Below are 18,811 nucleotides of genomic sequence, written 5' to 3' on the forward strand. Positions count from 1 at the left end.
GAGGTCCTCTTAAATAGTTGGGCCCAAAGTTGTTGCCCGGCAACAAAACCGGCGCGCAACTTACCCTCGATAAACCGATCCGGCAAAACTTTCTGTCATTTAATGTGTGTGAGGGGGACTTGCCCCCAATGGCGGTGTGTCAGCTTGCACAGGTGTTTCTGATACAACGCCATCGGGGGCAAGCCCCCTCCCACAGGTTTTAAGGCTTACTTGCCCGACTTGATCTTGGTCCAGCTGCGTGTCATTTCACGCTGTGTAGCTGCCGGCAAGTCTGCAATGGCGTAGAGCTTGGCCTGCACATCCGCTGGCGGGTAGATGCCCGGGTCGCTGGTGATGTCTTTGTCGACCAGTGCGGTGGCTTTCTCGTTACCGTTCGGGAAACGTACGCTGTCGGTGATCGCCGCCATTACTTTCGGCTCGAGCAGGTAGTTCATGAACTTGTAGGCGGCTTCGACGTTCTCGGCATCTTTAGGGATGGCGACCATGTCATAGAAACTGCCGGCGCCTTCTTTCGGAATGTCGTAGGCAACCTTGACCTTGCCACCGGCTTCAGCCGCGCGGGACTTGGCCTGCTGGATGTCACCCGAGTAACCCACGGCGACGCAGATGTTGCCGTTGGCCAGGTCCGAAATGTACTTGGACGAGTGGAAGTAGCCGATCGAAGGACGCAGCTTGAGGAACAGTTCTTCGGCTTTCTTCAGGTCTTCTTTCTTCTGGGTGTCGGTCGGCAGGCCCAGGTAGTGCAGCGCCACCGGCAGCATTTCGGTTGGCGAGTCGAGGAAGCTCACGCCGCAGCTTTTCAGCTTGGCGATGTTTTCCGGCTTCATCAGCACGTCCCAGGAATCGATCTTGTCGACGCCCAGCGCGGCCTTGACCTTCTCCGGGTTGTAGCCGATGCCGATCGAGCCCCACATGTACGGGAAGGCGTGCTTGTTGTCCGGGTCGCTGACCGACACGGCTTTGAGCAGGGACTTGTTCAGGTTGCCGTAGTTGGACAGCTTGGACTTGTCCAGCTCCTGGTAGACGCCGGCCTTGATCTGCTTGGCGAGGAAGTTGTTCGACGGTACGACGATGTCGTAGCCGGACTTGCCTGCCAGCAACTTGGCTTCCAGGGTCTCGTTGCTGTCAAAAACGTCGTACACCACTTTAATGCCCGACTCTTTTTCAAAGTTGGCGATGGTGTCCGGTGCAATGTAGTCGGACCAGTTGTAGACGTGCAGCACTTTATCGTCTGCCTGGGCCGCGCCCGCCATTGCGCCCATCAGGGACAAGGCGAGGAGAGTCTTGCCAGCGTTCTTCAAACCTAATGCCTTCATTTGGTGATGCTCCAATTTTTTCTTTTTTGGGCCACAGCTCTTGTGTCTGGCAGCCCTTCGAAAGGGCAACAAAACAGGGCGACAGTCTGGCAAGTTCCGGGGCCGGCTTTCAACCAAAGCCCCGTTTTTATAACAACCCAGACGCAGCGCCCGAAGCCGCTGCGCACTGAGCCTAGCACTTAGCCCTGCAATGCCGCCAAAGTCAGGTCCAGGCACTGCCGCGCCTTGGTCACCAGCTCGTCGATTTCAGCCTTGCTGATCACCAGCGGCGGCGAAATGATCATGGTGTCGCCCACGGCGCGCATGATCAGGCCATTCTCGAAGCAGAACGTGCGGCAGATCATGCCCACACCACGGCCTTCGTAACGCTTGCGCGTCGCCTTGTCCTGCACCAGCTCGATCGCACCGAGCATGCCGACACCGCGAACTTCACCCACCAACGGGTGATCAGCCAGCTCCCTCAAACGCTTTTGCAAATAGGGTGCCGTTTCGTCATGCACACGCTTAACAATTTGTTCATCGCGCATGATGCGGATGTTTTCCAGGGCGACTGCTGCCGCCACCGGGTGACCGGAATAGGTGAAGCCGTGGTTGAAATCGCCGCCTTCGTTCAGCACCGCGACCACTTCGTCGCGCACGATCAGGCCACCCATCGGGATATAGCCCGAGGTCAGGCCCTTGGCGATGGTCATCATGTGCGGCTTGAGGTCATAGAAATCGCTGCCGAACCACTCACCTGTACGGCCGAAACCGCAGATCACTTCATCAGCGATAAACAGGATGTCGTACTTGGCGAGGATTTCCTTGATGCGCGGCCAGTAAGTGGCTGGCGGCACGATCACGCCACCGGCGCCCTGGATCGGCTCGGCAATAAACGCACCCACGTTGTCCACGCCCAGCTCCAGAATCTTCTCTTCCAGCTGGTTGGCCGCCCACACGCCGAACTCTTCCGGGCTCATGTCGCCGCCTTCACCGAACCAGTACGGCTGGGCGATGTGGGTGATGCCCGGGATCGGCAGGTCGCCCTGCTCATGCATATAGGTCATGCCGCCCAGGCTGGCACCGGCCACGGTGGAGCCGTGATAGCCATTCTTGCGCGAGATGATGGTTTTCTTGTTCGGCTGGCCCTTGATCGCCCAGTAGTGGCGAACCATGCGCAACATGGTGTCGTTGCCTTCGGAGCCGGAACCGGTGAAGAACACGTGGTTCATGCCGGCGGGGGCGATGTCGGAAATGGCCTTGGCCAGCTCCAGCACCGGCGGGTGAGCGGTCTGGAAGAAGAGGTTGTAGTACGGCAGTTCTTTCATCTGCTTGGCGGCGGCGTCAGCCAGTTCATCGCGACCGTAACCGATCGCCACGCACCACAGGCCGGCCATGCCGTCGAGGATCTTGTTGCCTTCGCTGTCCCACAGGTAAACGCCGTGGGCTTTGGTGATGATCCGTGGGCCTTTCTCTTTCAATTGCTTGAAGTCGCTGAACGGCGCCAGGTGATGATCGCTGCTCAAGGCTTGCCATTCACGGGTTTGCGGGTTGTTGCTGGACATACCAATCTCCTAGACATTTCAGGTGAGGGCGCGCCGTTCCCACGGCGCGCCCGGCGCATCAGACGGCGAAGAGCAGGAATTCCCGCTCCCACGAACTGATCACGCGCTTGAAGTTTTCATGTTCGGCCCGCTTGACCGCGACGTAGCCTGTGATGAATTTTTGACCCAGGTATTTCTCGATGGTCTTGCTGTTTTCCATGCGTTCCAGGGCGTCTTCGATGGTCAACGGCAGGCGCAGGTTGCGGCGCTCGTAACCACGGCCCACCACCGGCGCACTCGGGTTATGGCCTTCGACCATGCCGATGTAGCCGCACAGCAGGCTGGCGGCAATCGCCAGGTACGGGTTGGCGTCGGCGCCCGGCAGGCGGTTTTCCACGCGGCGGTTCTGCGGTCCGGCATCCGGCACACGCAGGCCGACGGTGCGGTTTTCTTCGCCCCACTCCACGTTTACCGGCGCCGAGGTGTCCGGCAGGAAGCGACGGAACGAGTTCACGTTGGGAGCGAACAGCGGCAGCAACTCAGGGATGAATTTCTGCAGGCCGCCAATGTGGTTGAGGAACAGCTGGCTCATGGTCCCGTCTTCATTGGAGAAGACGTTCTTGCCGGTGGCGATGTCGATGATGCTCTGGTGCAGGTGCATCGCGCTGCCGGGCTCGCCGGTCATCGGCTTGGCCATGAAGGTGGCGGCCACGTCGTGCTTGAGCGCGGCTTCGCGCATGGTGCGCTTGAACACCAGGATCTGGTCGGCCAGGGACAGCGCATCGCCGTGACGGAAGTTGATTTCCATCTGCGCGGTGCCGTCCTCGTGGATCAGCGTGTCGAGGTCCAGCTCCTGCAGCTCGCACCAGTCGTAGACGTCTTCGAACAAGGGGTCGAATTCGTTCGCCGCTTCTATAGAGAAGGATTGGCGACCGGTCTCCGGGCGACCGGAACGGCCGATCGGCGGTTGCAGCGGGAAGTCCGGGTCTTCGCAGCGCTTGGTCAGGTAGAACTCCATCTCCGGCGCCACGATGGGCTGCCAGCCGCGGTCGGCGTAGAGCTTGAGGACTTTCTTGAGCACGTTGCGCGGCGACAGCTCGATCGGGTTGCCTTGCTTGTCGTAGGTATCGTGGATCACCTGGGCGGTGGGCTCGATGGCCCAGGGCACCAGGAACACCGCGTTCTGGTCGGGGCGGCAGATCATGTCGATGTCGGCCGGGTCGAGCAATTCGTAATAGATGTCGTCTTCGACATAGTCGCCGGTCACGGTCTGCAACAGAACGCTCTCGGGCAGGCGCATGCCTTTTTCGGCGATGAACTTGTTGGTCGGCGAGATCTTGCCCCGGGTGATCCCCGTCAGGTCGCCAATCATGCATTCGACTTCTGTGATCTTGTGGTCTTTCAACCAATCGGTGAGCTGGTCGAGGTTGTTACTCATAAATGCCTCTGGGCTGGGTTTCCTGACATCCATTAAAAGGTCAGGCGTTGGTTGACGCAGCATCCGCGTCGTCTCTTCGTTCAGGGTAGGAGCTTACCTGCCATTTGCTGCAGCGTTGCATTCCTCAAGCCAAAGTCGTGCAGAATCATGAGCAGCACCTGGCGCAGGCACCATTCACAGGCAAATTCGAGGGCAGCAAAGGGGCAAAGAAGAGGTCCGCCCAGGCGTCAAGAATATTGGCCGGGGCGCGGGCGTTCACACAGGATGAATGAACGGATGACAACGCCTGCGTGGAGCAGGCCGAGACGCCAAGTGGCGGCAGGAAACACATGAAGCACCCCGGTATTATTGCTGTTATGGGTTTGAATCGAGCTTAGCCTTGTTCATTTTTTTACACAACACCCCCGTAAAAAATACAACACGGCCCGCTCAAGCCTGCGAGTCCCAAGCCCTTCAAACCCAAAAAACCGCCCCAAAAAGCCCCAAAAAAGCCTTCGCGGCGCTTTTTTAGGGCAAAAAAGGCCTCGCTTGACTTCGGCATGCCGTTCGGGTTGACTGAAACCAGAAAAGATCAATGATTGATATTTTTAACAACAAAGGTGTTGCATCATGTCGGTACCCCCGCGTGCCGTTCAGCTTAACGAAGCGAACGCGTTCCTTAAGGATCATCCTGAGGTTCTGTACGTAGACCTTCTAATTGCGGATATGAATGGTGTGGTGCGCGGCAAGCGCATCGAACGCACCAGCCTCCACAAGGTTTACGAGAAGGGCATTAACCTGCCTGCCTCTTTATTTGCCCTGGATATCAACGGCTCTACGGTGGAAAGCACCGGCCTGGGCCTGGACATCGGTGATGCTGACCGAATCTGTTATCCGATCCCCGACACCCTGTGCAATGAACCCTGGCAAAAGCGCCCTACCGCGCAACTGCTGATGACCATGCACGAACTTGAAGGTGAACCTTTCTTCGCCGATCCGCGCGAAGTGCTCCGCCAAGTTGTAAGCAAATTTGACGACCTCGGTCTGACCATCTGCGCCGCCTTCGAACTCGAGTTCTACCTGATCGACCAGGAGAACGTGAACGGCCGCCCACAACCGCCCCGCTCGCCGATCTCCGGCAAACGCCCGCACTCGACACAGGTCTACCTGATCGACGACCTCGACGAATACGTCGACTGCCTCCAGGACATCCTGGAAGGTGCAAAAGAGCAAGGCATCCCGGCCGACGCCATCGTCAAGGAAAGTGCCCCGGCACAGTTCGAAGTGAACCTGCACCACGTGGCCGACCCGATCAAGGCCTGCGACTACGCGGTACTGCTCAAGCGCCTGATCAAGAACATCGCCTACGACCATGAGATGGACACCACCTTCATGGCCAAGCCTTACCCAGGCCAGGCAGGTAACGGTTTGCACGTACACATTTCGATCCTGGACAAGGACGGCAAGAATATCTTTGCCAGCGAGGATCCCGAGCAGAACGCCGCATTGCGTCACGCGATCGGCGGTGTGCTCGAGACCCTGCCCGCCCAAATGGCGTTCCTGTGCCCCAACGTCAACTCCTACCGTCGTTTCGGCGCACAGTTCTACGTGCCGAACTCGCCGTGCTGGGGCCTGGATAACCGCACCGTGGCGATTCGCGTACCGACCGGCTCGTCCGACGCCGTACGTATCGAGCACCGCGTGGCCGGCGCCGACGCCAACCCTTACCTGCTGATGGCTTCGGTCCTGGCAGGCGTGCACCACGGTCTGACCAACAAGATCGAACCTGGCGCACCGGTGGAAGGCAACAGCTACGAGCAGAACGAACAAAGCCTGCCGAACAACCTGCGTGATGCATTGCGTGAGTTGGACGACAGCGAGGTGATGGCCAAGTACATCGATCCTAAATACATCGATATCTTCGTCGCCTGTAAGGAAAGTGAGCTGGAAGAGTTCGAACACTCCATCTCCGACCTTGAGTACAACTGGTACCTGCATACCGTCTGACGGTTGTGGTGAGCAGGCTTGTCCTGCGTTGGGCTGTGAAGCGGTCCTGGAGTGGGCAACTTGGTGTACCTGGTGCATCGGGTTCTGCTTGAAGGGGGCTGCTTCGCAGCCCAACGCAGGGCAAGCCTGCTCGCCACACTGGGTGTGCCTGTCTGCTTGGTTGTCTGTCTGCTTGGTCTGCCCTGTCTGCTTGGTGCCTGTTCGCTTGGTATGCCTGTCTGCTTGGTTGCTGGCTACCTGGATGACTGCATGCCACAACAGGCTCACTTGCCACACCTACACAGTCGCCTCACAGGTATGGATCATCCTTAAGCTCTGCGTACAATGCGCTCTGCCTTGTAGGAGACATCCATGACCACCCGCCCCGCCACCCCTCGCAAACCCCGCGCCCGCAGCCAGGCACGGATCGACGCGATTCTCGATGCCGCCCGCACCCTGCTGGCCGCCGAAGGCGTGGCGAGTCTGTCGATCTACAGCGTGGCCGAGCGTGCGCAGATTCCACCGTCGTCGGTGTATCACTTTTTTGCGAGTGTGCCGGCGCTGCTCGAGGCGCTCACGGCAGACGTGCACGCAGCCTTCCGGGCGGCCATCCAGGCGCCCATCGAGCATGAGTCACTCCAGCACTGGCGTGACCTGTCCTGCATCGTCGAGCAACGCATGCTCACCATCTACAGCAACGACGCGGCAGCACGTCAGCTGATCCTCGCCCAGCACGGGTTGACCGAAGTGACCCAGGCGGACCGCCAGCATGATCTGGAGTTGGGGGATTTGATGCTCGAAGTATTCAATCGCCACTTCGAGGTGCCGACACTGCCCACGGACGTGGATGTGTTTGCCCTGGCGCTGGAGCTGAGCGACCGCGTGTACGCACGTTCGGTGCATCAGCATGGGCAGATCACTACGCGCATGGCCGAGGAAGGCATGCGGGTGTTCGATGCCTATGTGGGCCTTTACCTGCCGCCCTACCTGCCCAAACGATAAGTATTGCGTTGGCGGGGCCGGCCTTTTCGCCAGCAAACCCGCTCCCGCATTGCCCGCATTCCTAGGTTGGAATGCCGTTAAATGTGGGAGCTGGCTTGCCTGCGATAGCGATTTCGAGGGCGCCAATCACAACTTGGCGATCGACACCTCGGTGGATTTCACGAAGGCAATCACTTCGCTGCCGATCACCAGCTCCAGCTCTTTGACCGAGCGCGTGGTGATCACCGAAGTGACGATGCCGGAGGCGGTCTGTACGTCGATTTCCGACAGCACGTCGCCTTCGACGATTTCCTTGATGGTGCCTTTGAATTGGTTACGTACGTTGATGGCTTTAATAGTCATGCGATTTCTCCTGGGGTCGAAATAGCTGCAAGTTGTTAGCTACCAGCTGCAAGTCAAAGCACTTTGCTTTCCCTTGCAGCGTGAAGCTGAAAGCTTGCCGCTGCTTTATTGCGCCCAACGCAGTTGCGTAGGCAGCGGTGAAACAGGTTCGGGTTCCGGCGGCGTGCCGGGCAACGACAACACACGGTTCAATACTTCGGCTTCCAGCGCGGCCAGGCGATGTGAGCCCCGCACCCGTGGGCGCGGCAGGTCCACGATCAGGTCGAGACCGATTTCACCGTCTTCGATCAGGATTACCCGGTCGGCAATCGCCACGGCTTCGCTGACATCGTGGGTCACCAGCAACACGGTGAAACCGTGCTTTTGCCAGAGGTTCTCGATCAGTTGCTGCATCTCGATACGGGTCAGGGCATCCAGCGCGCCCAGCGGCTCATCCAGCAGCAACAGGCGCGGTTGATGGATCAGCGCACGGGCCAGGGCCACGCGTTGCTTCTGGCCACCGGACAAGGCCGCTGGCCATTCATTGGCACGTTCCGCCAAGCCCACCGCTTCCAGGGCTTCCAGCGCCTTGGGACGCCAGTTGCCCTTGAGGCCCAGGCCAACGTTGTCGATGATCTTTTTCCACGGCAGCAGGCGCGCTTCCTGGAACATCAACCGCGTGTCCTCAATTGCCTCGCTCAGCGGCGCGGAACCGGCCAGCAGCTCGCCACCGCTGGCTTTGTCCAGGCCGGCAAGCAAGCGCAGCAAAGTACTTTTACCGCAGCCGCTGCGGCCGACCACGGCCACGAACTGGCCGGCCGGAATGTGCAGGTCGATGTCCTTGAGCACTTCCCGCGCACCAAAGGCCTTGCGCAATTTGCGCACCGCCAGCGGGATACCCTTCAACAGGCGTGGAGGTTGTTGAGCGGTCATGCCGCACCTCCTTTATTCACTTGGTAAGCCGGGTGCCAGCGCAGCCACACACGCTCCAGGCCGCGGGCGGCCAGGTCGGCGAGCTTGCCGAGGATGGCGTACATGACAATGGCCAGGACCACCACGTCGGTTTGCAGGAATTCGCGGGCATTCATCGCCAGATAACCGATGCCGGAGCTGGCCGAGATGGTTTCCGCCACGATCAGCGTCAGCCACATAAAGCCCAGTGCGAAACGCACACCCACCAGGATCGAAGGCAACGCGCCCGGCAGGATCACTTGACGGAACAGGCTGAAGCCGGACAAACCATAGCTGCGCGACATTTCCACCAGCGCCGGATCGACGTTGCGGATGCCGTGATAAGTGTTCAGGTAGATCGGGAACAGCGTGCCGAGGGCGACCAGGAAAATCTTCGCGGTTTCGTCGATGCCGAACCACAGGATCACCAGCGGGATCAGCGCCAGGTGCGGCACGTTGCGGATCATCTGCACCGAGCTGTCCAGCAGGCGTTCGCCCCACGTCGACAGGCCAGTGATAAAGCCCAGGGCCAGGCCGATACTGCCGCCGATCACGAAGCCGAGGCCAGCGCGCCAGCCACTGATGGCCAGGTGCGTCCAGATTTCGCCGCTGCGGACCAGGTTGATCCCGGCCTCAATCACCGCGCTCGGCGCCGGCAGAATGCGCGTCGACAACCAGCCCGCCGACACCGACAACTGCCACACCGCCAGCAAAAGAATCGGTAGCACCCACGGTGCCACGCGATGGCTCAATTTTTCAAAGTTCATGGCGGCGCCTCAACTCTGTGACGCAGCTTTGGGAAGGATATCGTTGGCGACCATCTCGCCAAACGGGCTGACGTAACCGGCGCTTTTCGGCAGCTCGGGACGTTCGATATCCAGGTGGGGAAACAGCAGTTCCGCGACGCGATACGACTCTTCCAGGTGTGGGTAACCGGAGAAGATAAAGGTGTCGATGCCCAGTGCGGCGTATTCCTTCACGCGTTCCGCCACGGTGGGGCCATCGCCCACCAGCGCGGTGCCCGCACCGCCACGTACCAGGCCGACGCCAGCCCACAGGTTGGGGCTGACTTCCAGGTTGTCGCGGTTGCCGCCATGCAAGGCAGCCATGCGTTGCTGGCCGACGGAATCGAAGCGCGCCAGGGAGGCCTGGGCACGGGCGATGGTGTCGTCGTCCAGGTGGGAGATCAGTTTGTCGGCGGCTTTCCACGCCTCTTCGTTGGTTTCACGCACGATCACATGCAGGCGAATACCGAAGCGCACGGTGCGCCCCAGTTTCGCGGCCTTGGCCCGCACCTGCGCGATTTTTTCCGCGACAGCCGCCGGCGGCTCGCCCCAGGTCAGCACCATTTCCACTTGTTCGGCTGCCAGGTCCTGGGCCGCTTCGGAGGAGCCGCCGAAGTACAGTGGCGGACGCGGCTGCTGGATCGGCGGGTAGAGCAATTTCGCGCCTTTGACACTGATGTGCTCGCCGTCGTAATCGACGGTTTCGCCTTCCAGCACACGCCGCCAGATCCGCGTGAATTCTACCGAGGCCTGGTAGCGCTCTTCATGGCTCAAGAACAAACCGTCGCCGGCCAACTCTTCCGGATCACCGCCCGTCACCAGGTTGAACAGTGCACGGCCACCGGACAGGCGATCCAGGGTCGCGGCCTGGCGCGCGGCCACCGTCGGGGAAATGATCCCGGGGCGCAGTGCGACAAGGAATTTCAAACGCTGGGTCACCGGAATCAGCGAAGCCGCCACCAGCCACGAATCTTCGCAGGAGCGACCGGTTGGGATCAGCACCCCACCGAACCCGAGGCGGTCCGCCGCCTGGGCCACTTGCTGCAGATAACCGTGATCAACGGCGCGAGCGCCTTCGGCGGTGCCAAGGTAATGGCCGTCGCCGTGGGTAGGCAGGAACCAGAAAATATTGAGGCTCATGGAGTTGTCTCCTGAAGAAGTCGGATTACGGCGCTTTGGCCACAGCGGCAGGTGGCGTCCAGATCACGTCCTTGATGTTCAAGGGTTTGGGGATCAATTTGAGTTGGTAGAACCTGTCGGCGATTTTCTGTTGGGCCGCCACCACTTCCGGCGTCAGGAAATGCGCACCGTAGCCTTGGCGTTTCACCGAGGTCAGGGTGATGTCAGCCGGCAGGCCGAGCAGCGGCGCCACTTGTTCAGTGACTTCCTGCGGGTTGGCCTTGGACCATTCGCCCACGGCGCGCACTTCTTCAATCAGCGCCTTGACCACTTCAGGGTGTTTTTCGGCGTAGGGCTTGGTTGCCAGGTAGAACTGATGGTTGTCGGCGATGCCGGTACCGTCACGCAGGGTGCGCGCTTGCAGCTGTTTCTCGGCGGCCGCCTGGTAGGGGTCCCAGATCACCCACGCATCGACACTGCCACGCTCGAACGCGGCACGCGCATCGGCGGGCGGCAGGAAGACGGTCTGCACGTCGGTGTATTTGAGGCCGGCATCTTCCAGCGCACGCACCAGCAGGTAGTGCACGTTGGAGCCTTTGTTCAGCACGATTTTCTTGCCCTTGAGCTCGGCCACCGATTTGATCGTCGAATCTTTCGGCACCAGGATCGCTTCACTGGTCGGCGCTGGAGGCTCATAGGCCACGTAGACCAGATCGGCACCGGCCGCCTGGGCGAATACCGGCGGGGTTTCGCCCGTGACGCCAAAGTCGATCGAGCCGACGTTCAGGCCTTCGAGCAATTGCGGGCCGCCGGGAAACTCGGTCCACTGCACCTGCACGCCCTCGGCGGCCAGGCGTTTTTCCAGGGTGCCCTTGGCCTTGAGCAGCACCAGGGTGCCGTATTTCTGGTAACCGATACGCAAGGTTTCGGCAGCCTGGGCTTGAACCATGGCGCCGAAGGACACAGCCGCAGCAAACAGTGCGACCAGACCACGACGCAAGATGACAGTGCGCATGGCGCTCTCTCCAAATAGTGCGATTAGGGGGTTGGCTGCACCTGCTTGGCCGTTGGCGGCTGAGTAAGGTGAGTACTTCTAAATGGCTGGCTGAGGCTCAGATGCTCCAGCGAGCACTCAACAAACGTTCATTCAACACATGGGGGTCAAGCGGTTTCGGGCGACGGGCCATGGCGCCGTACAGCGTCTCCAGGGCCTCGTGCAAACGGTGTTCGAGCACAGGCACCAGTTGCGCCTGGGCACTGCCTTCGCCATAGGCGATCTGGCTGTCTTCGGCAAAGATGCCGTGAAGCAATTCCTGCGCCTTGAGGGCCGACAAAACCGGCTTCAAGGCGTAATCCACCGCCAGCATGTGGGCGATGCTGCCGCCGGTAGCCATCGGCAACACAATCTTGTGAGCCAGGGCGCGTTCGGGCAGCAGGTCGAGCACGGTCTTCAGCGCGCCCGAGAACGACGCCTTGTACACCGGCGTGGCGATCACCAGGCCATCGGCGTTGGCCACCTGCTGCAACAGGTCAATGACCTTGGGACTGTCGAAGCGCGCGTGCAGCAAGTCTTCAGCCGGGAAGTCCCGTATCTGGTAACTCACCACTTCCACCCCTTTGTCTTGCAACCACTGACGGGTTTTATCCAGCAAGACCCCGGAGCGGGAACGCTGGCTGGGACTGCCTCCAAGTGTTACGACCAACATGCAGGAATTCCTTGAGCAGGTGTCGGCGGTTCGCTGTGTGACGATGGCGCCAAGATGGAACAGACCTTATCAGCAGATTTATATATCTTTAAATCTTATTTTTTCATGTGTTTATTCTTTAAATGCATATGAGAGCTATCAAATCCCAGGCGAAAAAAAAGGCCGTCGAAACGGCCTGAAAACCCTTGCTATGTGAGTCGTCGGAACTATCGCTATCGCCGGCAAGCCAGCTCCTACAAATGGAATGCGATCACCTGCAGGAACCGGCTCGCCGGCGATGGCGGGATCAGCCTTAACGATTAGGCTGAGGGGTAAGGCGCAGATACGGCTTCACCGCCCGGTAACCCTTCGGAAAGCGCTTCTTGATTTCTTCCTCGTCCTTGAGCGAAGGCACGATCACCACTTCATCACCGTCCTGCCAGTTGGCGGGGGTGGCGACCTTGTGGTTGTCGGTCAGCTGCAACGAGTCGATGACCCGCAGGATTTCGTGGAAGTTGCGGCCGGTGCTGGCCGGGTAGGTGATGGTCAGGCGAATCTTTTTGTTCGGATCGATCACGAACAGGGAGCGCACGGTGAGGGTGTCACTGGCGTTCGGGTGGATCAGGTCATAAAGGTCCGACACCTTGCGATCGGCATCCGCCAGGATCGGGAAGTTGACGATGGTGTTCTGGGTTTCGTTGATGTCTTCGATCCACTTGTGGTGCGAGTCCACCGGGTCTACGGACAGCGCGATGGCCTTGACACCGCGCTTGGCGAACTCGTCCTTGAGCTTGGCAGTGAAGCCCAGCTCGGTGGTGCACACCGGGGTGAAGTCCGCCGGGTGGGAAAACAACACACCCCAGCTATCGCCCAGCCATTCGTGGAAACGAATCTTGCCGGCGCTGGAATCCTGTTCGAAGTCGGGGGCGATATCGCCCAGTCTTAGGCTCATGGTGTGGCTCCTGGTGAGTGCTTATGGAGCCCACTGTGCATGGATTGACGATTATTTAAAAAGAATAAATATCGATTTATCTAGACGATAAAGGAATATTAAAAATCTGTTCATTGGACGCCGCAACGGGCGAGGAGCAACATCCGCTTCAAGGTTCGAGAAGGCCTTGAGACGCTGTAAAAAGAGGGGTTCAGGAAGGGCCTGCGGGGGTTTGGCCCGACTTGAAACGCAAGACACCTTGCCCGGCGTAGCGCCGGGCAAGGTTTACAGTCTTACTACAGCTTCACGCTACTAGAACAGTGGCAGCGAGTAGCTGACGATCAGGCGGTTTTCGTCCTGGGAGCGGGTGCTCGCCAGGTCGGTACGCCACATAGCGTTTTTCCAGGCGAAGCCGAGGTTTTTCAACGGGCCTTCTGGAATCACGTAGGCAACGGTGATGTCGCGTTCCCACTCGGACTGGCCGGTGGTTTCAGCGCGGGCAGTAGTGTTGGCGATGGTGTCGATGTCGCTACCTTTAAGGTACACAACGCCCGCAGTCAGACCAGGTACGCCAACCTTGGCGAAGTCGTAGGCGTAACGAGCTTGCCAGGTACGCTCACCGGCACGTGCAAACTTCTGGATCTGCATATCGGTGGTGATATACGCCGACGAACCGTCACCCTGGTTCAACCAAGGGAAGTCGCTGCTGCCGTTGCTCACCTGATAGCCGCCACCAAAGGTGTGACCTGCCACGGTGTACAGGAAAAGGCCGCTGTACAGGTTGTTATCAACCTTGCCTTTACCAGCACGGAAGCCGTTGTAGTTACCAGTGGTGTAATAAGCAGAATCGTGACCGTTTGCACCGTCATCAGAGCTATTGAAATAGCGCAAATCGGATTTCAGTACGCCTGGACCGATCGACCAGTTGTGAGTCAGACCGAGGAAGTGCTGCTTATAGAAATCTTCCAGGTTGCCGTAGTAGTACTGTGCAGTCAGGTCCTTGGTGAGTTTGTAATCACCACCAGCGTAGTAAAACTTGTTGCTGTCGCGGAAGGTAACGCCACGGGTATTAGCACCGGCAAGCGACAGACTTTCGTTGTTGGTGGAGTTACGACCCTTGGCCTTTTCGATCTGACCGGCAACCAGAGTCAAATCCTTGATGTCGTTGGTGGTGATCTGGCCACCTTGGAAGGTTTGCGGCAGCAGACGACCGTCGTTGGTCACGATCACTGGCAGCTTAGGCTGCAGGGTGCCCAGCTTCAGTTCGGTTTGGGAGATCTTGACCTTACCGGTTACGCCCAGGCTGGCGTAATCGTTGACGGCTTTGTTGCCATCGCTTGGGAACACGGTGCCGCCGGAAGCGGAGCCAGTGTAGTTACCGTGTTCTGCACGGCTGGAATCGAGGCGTACGCCATAAAGGCCGATCGCGTCAACACCGAACTGAACAGTACCTTGGGTGTAACCCGAGATGAAACGCAGGTCGAAGCCTTGGCCCCATTCGGCGTTTTTGCTCGCCGAGTTAGAGGTGCCACGGTGGCCATCACGGTTATCGGTGTTGATGTAGAAGTTACGCAGCCCCAGTGTTGCCTTGCTATCTTCGATGAAACCGGCGGAGTTTGCCTGTTGGGCAATCGCAGCTACAGCCACGGCCAACGCCAATGTTGACTTCTTCATGTACCGCTCCTCTCATTTCTAATTTTTGTATTTCTTTGGTCTCGGGTCTGACGCCCTCGATCCACAGATGCGCGATTAGCGCCAGATAGTGACTACCAAGTCAATCGTAACCTTGTGTGTCTACTACCTTCGTCTAATCGCAGTTAATTTGGTCCCTGCAGGGTAATGAGTTTTTCATACACCCAAAAAGAATTGTTTCATTCTTTTTCATACGATTCGGGAATAAGACTTTCCATGGCGCGAACGGGTCAGCATAGACGAGCCGCTCCATAAGCTAATTCCCAAAGGGTATTTGTTAGCGCTTTTTTAGATCGATTAGTGTGGCCGTACCGTTTCATACGTCACCCACGATCAAAAAGGCGACGCCATCATGGCCAAAGGCACATCCTCCCGTCAATTTGTTACAGTTTTTGTGTCACTAATACTTTCTTTTGGTGTCAAAGCCGCCGATTTAACCGTCGGCTACCAAACGGGTATCGATCCCAGCAAAGTCCCACAGGCCGATGGCCTCTATGAAAAGGCCATTGGCGAGAAAATTGCCTGGCGCCGATTCAACAGCGGGCCGGAAGTCGTCACCGCGATCGCCTCGGGTGATGTGCAAATCGGCAACCTCGGTTCCAGCCCCCTCGCCGCAGCTGCATCGCGCAATCTACCGATCGTCGCGTTTATCGTATCGGCGCAGATCAATACTTCTGAAGCATTGGTGGTGCGCAACGGCAGCGGCATCGACAAACCCGAAGACCTGGTCGGCAAGACCATCGCCACGCCCTTTGTCTCCACCTCTCATTACAGCCTGCTCGGTGCATTGAAGCATTGGGGGCTGGACACCCGGAAAGTCAAAGTGGTGAACCTGCAACCCGCCGAAATTGCCGCCGCGTGGAAACGGGGTGATATCGACGGCGCTTTTGTCTGGTCACCTGCGCTCGGAGAGATCCGCAAGACCGGCAAGACCCTGACAGACGCGGCCCAGGTGGGTCAGTGGGGCGCACCGACGTTTGAGGTGTGGGTAGCACGCAAGGATTTTGCGCAAAAACATCCTGACGTAGTGGCCAGGTTTGCCAAGGTCACGCTGGACTCTTTCGCTGACTACGCCGCCCATAAAGATGCCTGGACAGTGGACTCCGAGCCGGTACAGAAAATCGCCAAACTGACAGGATCAAACGCCGCCGACATTCCAGAGCTGTTGGCCGGTACCACCTTCCCGGACGCCAAGGCGCAGCAGACCGACGCACTGCTCAAAGGCGGCACGGCGAAGGCGATTGGAGAGACGGCGAAGTTCTTGAAGGAACAAGGCAAGGTCGAGACGGTGCTGCCGGACTATTCGGCCTTTGTGACCGACCAATTCATCAAGCCCTGACCCTGCAGGAGCCGGCTTGCCGGCTCCTGCAGAATGGGGGTTACAGCGCCTTTTCGAAGATCTTCGAATTACGCTGGTAGTTGTACAGCGACGCCCGTGCCGACGGCAGGCGATCAACACTGCTCGGCACAAAGCCCCGCTCGCGGAACCAGTGGGCGGTACGCGTGGTAAGCACGAACAAGGTCTTCAAACCCTGGGCCCGCGCACGAGTTTCGATGCGTTCGAGCAGCTCATCACCGCGCCCGCCGTGGCGGTATTCCGGGTTCACCGCCAGACACGCCAGCTCACCTGCGTCCGAATCCGCGATCTGATACAGCGCCGCACAGGCGATGATCATGCCTTCGCGCTCGACCACACTGAATTGCTCGATCTCACGCTCCAGCACTTCGCGCGAACGACGCACCAGGATGCCCTGTTCTTCCAGCGGGCTGATCAGGTCCAGCAAGCCACCGACGTCTTCAATCGCCGCCTCACGGACCAGCTCGAATTGTTCCTGGGCCACCAGCGTACCGCCGCCGTCCCGGGTGAACAGTTCGGTGAGCAGCGCGCCGTCTTCGGCGTAACTGACGATATGGCTGCGCCCGACGCCGCCACGGCAAGCCTCGGCGGCGGCATCCAACAGCTCGGCCTGGTAGTTGCTGCCCAGGCGTTGCAGGTGCGCCGGCACTTGCTGCGGACGCAGCTCGCGGACCAGGCGACCATTTTCATCGATCAGGCCGAGGTCGGCGCCGAACAGCAACAGCTTGTCGGCTCCCAGGTCGATGGCGGCGCGAGTGGCGACGTCTTCGCAGGCCAGGTTGAAGATCTCACCCGTCGGCGAATAGCCCAGCGGCGACAGCAACACGATGGAACGCTCGTCCAGCAGGCGATTGATACCCTTGCGGTCGACGCGGCGCACTTCGCCTGTGTGGTGGTAATCAACGCCTTCGAGCACGCCGATAGGTCGTGCGGTCACCAGGTTGCCGCTGGCCACCCGCAGGCGCGAGCCCTGCATCGGCGACGAGGCCATGTCCATGGAAAGGCGCGCTTCGATGGCGATGCGCAGGTGGCCGACCGCGTCGATCACACACTCCAGGGTTGCGGCATCGGTGATGCGCAGGCCTTCGTGGTAAGCCGGGGTCAGGCCGCGCGCCTCAAGGCGCGCTTCGATCTGTGGGCGCGAACCGTGCACCAGCACCAGGCGCACGCCGAGGCTGTGCAGCAGCACAAGGTCGTGGACGATATTGCCGAAGTTCGGATGTTCCACACCGTCGCCAGGCAGCATGACCACGAAGGTGCAGTCCCGGTGAGCATTGATGTAGGGCGAAGCGTGACGAAGCCAATTGACGTATTCGGGCATAAAACCTGGGCCTGTAATAAAAAGCAGCCGAAAAAGGATGAATCGTGAAAACGCACAGCGGGCTGATGGTTATCGTCGGAACAGGCTTGGCGACACGCTCGCTCTCCTTCTATGTACGAACAGGCAAGGGTTAATTTATGCAGGTTTCAGGCAGTAATGTTCGATCAATTCACGCAATAGACGCACTGTAGGCGTCAAGCGTGACATTTCGAGGTACTCGCCCGGCTGGTGGGCGCAGGCGATATCGCCAGGGCCGAGCACCAGGGTTTCACAACCAAGGCGCTGAAGATAAGGCGCTTCCGTGCCGAACGCTACTGCTTCGGCACGATGACCGGTCAATCGTTCCGCAACCCGCACCAACTCGGCGTCTTCGGCTTGCTCGAACGGCGGCACTTCGGGGAACAACGGCGCATAGTCGATCTTGACCTTGTGGCGCTCGGCCAAGGGTTCGAGCTTCTGCCGGATCGCGGCGCGCAGCACCTGCGGGTCCATGCCGGGCAATGGCCGCAGGTCGAATTCCAGGGAGCACTGGCCGCAGATACGGTTGGGGTTGTCGCCACCATGAATGCAGCCGAAGTTCATGGTCGGCTGCGGTACGCTGAATTGCGGGTTGCGGTATTCGCGCTGCCAGGCCAGGCGCAGGCCGCGCAGTTCGCCGATGGCGTCATGCATGGCCTCCAGGGCACTGTGGCCAAGGCTCGGATCCGACGAATGGCCGCTTTGGCCGAGGATGTCGATGCGTTCCATCATCACACCTTTGTGCAGGCGGATCGGCTTGAGGCCGGTAGGCTCGCCGATCACCGCCGCACGGCCCAACGGGCGACCTGCCTCGGCCAGCGCGCGGGCGCCGGACATGGAGCTTTCTTCATCACAGGTGGCCAGGATCAGCAACGGCTGCTTGAACGGCTGATCGAGCAACGGCAACACGGCCTCAATCGCCAGCGCGAAAAAACCCTTCATGTCGCAGCTGCCCAGTCCTACCCAGCGGCCGTCGACTTCCGTCAGCTTGAGCGGATCGGTCTTCCACAACGCAGCGTCATACGGAACGGTATCGCTATGGCCGGCCAGCACCAGGCCGCCGGGGCCACTGCCGAAGCTGGCGAGCAGGTTGAATTTGCCGGGGCTGACCTGCTGGATGTCGATGGCGAAACCCAGGTCGCCCAGCCAACCTGCGAGCAAATCGATGACCGGTCGGTTGGTCTGGTCGAGAGACGCTTGGGTACAACTGACCGAAGGCGCGGCAATCAGCGCGGCGAACTGCTCTTTCATGGACGGTAATGGCATGCGCAGCCTCTCAACTTCCCGGATGAGCCCCACTATAGAGCCATCTGCACGACACAATAAACCGTTGCGGCGCGTTGCCGGGCTCAGTCCTGTACACTGCACGGCCTTGGCAGCCACTCTT

16 protein-coding genes are annotated in these 18,811 nt (G+C 59.5%); 3 read left to right on the top strand and 13 right to left on the bottom strand.

Going from position 1 to position 18,811, the window contains the following annotated elements:
- Positions 1 to 206: 206 nt before the first annotated feature.
- The 3 genes from BBG20_RS08730 to BBG20_RS08740 all read right to left on the bottom strand — a co-directional run bounded on the left by BBG20_RS08730 (position 207) and on the right by BBG20_RS08740 (position 4,277).
- Complete coding sequence (locus BBG20_RS08730; protein WP_065902887.1) at positions 207 to 1,301, bottom strand: polyamine ABC transporter substrate-binding protein; 1,095 nt, start codon at positions 1,299 to 1,301, stop codon at positions 207 to 209.
- Positions 1,302 to 1,495: 194 nt separating this feature from the next.
- Complete coding sequence (locus BBG20_RS08735; RefSeq protein ID WP_065902292.1) at positions 1,496 to 2,860, bottom strand: aspartate aminotransferase family protein; 1,365 nt, start codon at positions 2,858 to 2,860, stop codon at positions 1,496 to 1,498.
- 58 nt (positions 2,861 to 2,918) lie between these two features.
- On the bottom strand, positions 2,919 to 4,277 hold the full coding sequence (locus tag BBG20_RS08740; protein WP_065902296.1) for a glutamine synthetase family protein: 1,359 nt from the start codon (positions 4,275 to 4,277) through the stop codon (positions 2,919 to 2,921).
- Between the two features lie 609 nt (positions 4,278 to 4,886).
- Here BBG20_RS08740 and BBG20_RS08745 point away from each other — a divergent pair.
- Positions 4,887 to 6,263 carry a glutamine synthetase family protein gene (locus BBG20_RS08745; protein ID WP_003213894.1) on the top strand — a complete coding sequence of 459 codons (1,377 nt, stop codon included), beginning with the start codon at positions 4,887 to 4,889 and terminating at the stop codon, positions 6,261 to 6,263.
- Between the two features lie 351 nt (positions 6,264 to 6,614).
- A complete protein-coding gene (locus BBG20_RS08750; protein ID WP_065902298.1) occupies positions 6,615 to 7,244 on the top strand; it encodes a TetR/AcrR family transcriptional regulator in 630 nt (209 codons plus the stop codon).
- A 126-nt stretch (positions 7,245 to 7,370) separates the two neighbouring features.
- Here BBG20_RS08750 and BBG20_RS08755 read toward each other — a convergent pair whose 3' ends face one another.
- The 8 genes from BBG20_RS08755 to BBG20_RS08790 form a co-directional block, all read right to left on the bottom strand.
- On the bottom strand, positions 7,371 to 7,586 hold the full coding sequence (locus BBG20_RS08755; protein ID WP_003213899.1) for a TOBE domain-containing protein: 216 nt from the start codon (positions 7,584 to 7,586) through the stop codon (positions 7,371 to 7,373).
- 105 nt (positions 7,587 to 7,691) lie between these two features.
- On the bottom strand, positions 7,692 to 8,498 hold the full coding sequence (gene ssuB / locus BBG20_RS08760) for an aliphatic sulfonates ABC transporter ATP-binding protein (RefSeq protein WP_065902300.1): 807 nt from the start codon (positions 8,496 to 8,498) through the stop codon (positions 7,692 to 7,694).
- Positions 8,495 to 9,283, bottom strand: coding sequence for an aliphatic sulfonate ABC transporter permease SsuC (gene ssuC / locus BBG20_RS08765; protein ID WP_065902302.1), 789 nt, complete (start codon positions 9,281 to 9,283; stop codon positions 8,495 to 8,497). The genes ssuB and ssuC overlap by 4 nt, the downstream gene beginning before the upstream one ends.
- 9 nt (positions 9,284 to 9,292) lie before the next feature.
- Positions 9,293 to 10,441: an FMNH2-dependent alkanesulfonate monooxygenase gene (ssuD, locus tag BBG20_RS08770; protein ID WP_065902304.1), complete on the bottom strand. Its 1,149-nt coding sequence runs from the start codon at positions 10,439 to 10,441 to the stop codon at positions 9,293 to 9,295.
- A gap of 25 nt (positions 10,442 to 10,466) precedes the next feature.
- Positions 10,467 to 11,435 (bottom strand): sulfonate ABC transporter substrate-binding protein, encoded by a 969-nt coding sequence (locus BBG20_RS08775; RefSeq protein ID WP_065902306.1) that lies wholly within the window; start codon positions 11,433 to 11,435, stop codon positions 10,467 to 10,469.
- A gap of 97 nt (positions 11,436 to 11,532) precedes the next feature.
- Positions 11,533 to 12,126, bottom strand: coding sequence for an NADPH-dependent FMN reductase (gene ssuE / locus BBG20_RS08780; protein ID WP_015886424.1), 594 nt, complete (start codon positions 12,124 to 12,126; stop codon positions 11,533 to 11,535).
- Positions 12,127 to 12,418: 292 nt separating this feature from the next.
- Positions 12,419 to 13,057 carry a peroxiredoxin gene (locus tag BBG20_RS08785; protein ID WP_003213910.1) on the bottom strand — a complete coding sequence of 213 codons (639 nt, stop codon included), beginning with the start codon at positions 13,055 to 13,057 and terminating at the stop codon, positions 12,419 to 12,421.
- Between the two features lie 291 nt (positions 13,058 to 13,348).
- Positions 13,349 to 14,710 carry an OprD family porin gene (locus BBG20_RS08790; protein ID WP_065902308.1) on the bottom strand — a complete coding sequence of 454 codons (1,362 nt, stop codon included), beginning with the start codon at positions 14,708 to 14,710 and terminating at the stop codon, positions 13,349 to 13,351.
- 370 nt (positions 14,711 to 15,080) lie between these two features.
- On the opposite strand from BBG20_RS08790, the gene tauA reads away from it, so the two are divergent.
- Entirely contained in the window at positions 15,081 to 16,067 is a 987-nt protein-coding gene (gene tauA, locus BBG20_RS08795; RefSeq protein ID WP_065902310.1) for a taurine ABC transporter substrate-binding protein, read from the top strand.
- A gap of 40 nt (positions 16,068 to 16,107) precedes the next feature.
- Here tauA and argA read toward each other — a convergent pair whose 3' ends face one another.
- Both argA and argE read right to left on the bottom strand, forming a co-directional pair.
- A complete protein-coding gene (argA, locus tag BBG20_RS08800; protein ID WP_065902312.1) occupies positions 16,108 to 17,406 on the bottom strand; it encodes an amino-acid N-acetyltransferase in 1,299 nt (432 codons plus the stop codon).
- Between the two features lie 135 nt (positions 17,407 to 17,541).
- Positions 17,542 to 18,690, bottom strand: coding sequence for an acetylornithine deacetylase (gene argE / locus BBG20_RS08805; RefSeq protein WP_065902314.1), 1,149 nt, complete (start codon positions 18,688 to 18,690; stop codon positions 17,542 to 17,544).
- Positions 18,691 to 18,811: the final 121 nt, after the last annotated feature.

The sequence above is a fragment of the Pseudomonas aylmerensis genome, from assembly GCF_001702265.1.
Lineage (GTDB): Bacteria > Pseudomonadota > Gammaproteobacteria > Pseudomonadales > Pseudomonadaceae > Aquipseudomonas > Aquipseudomonas aylmerensis.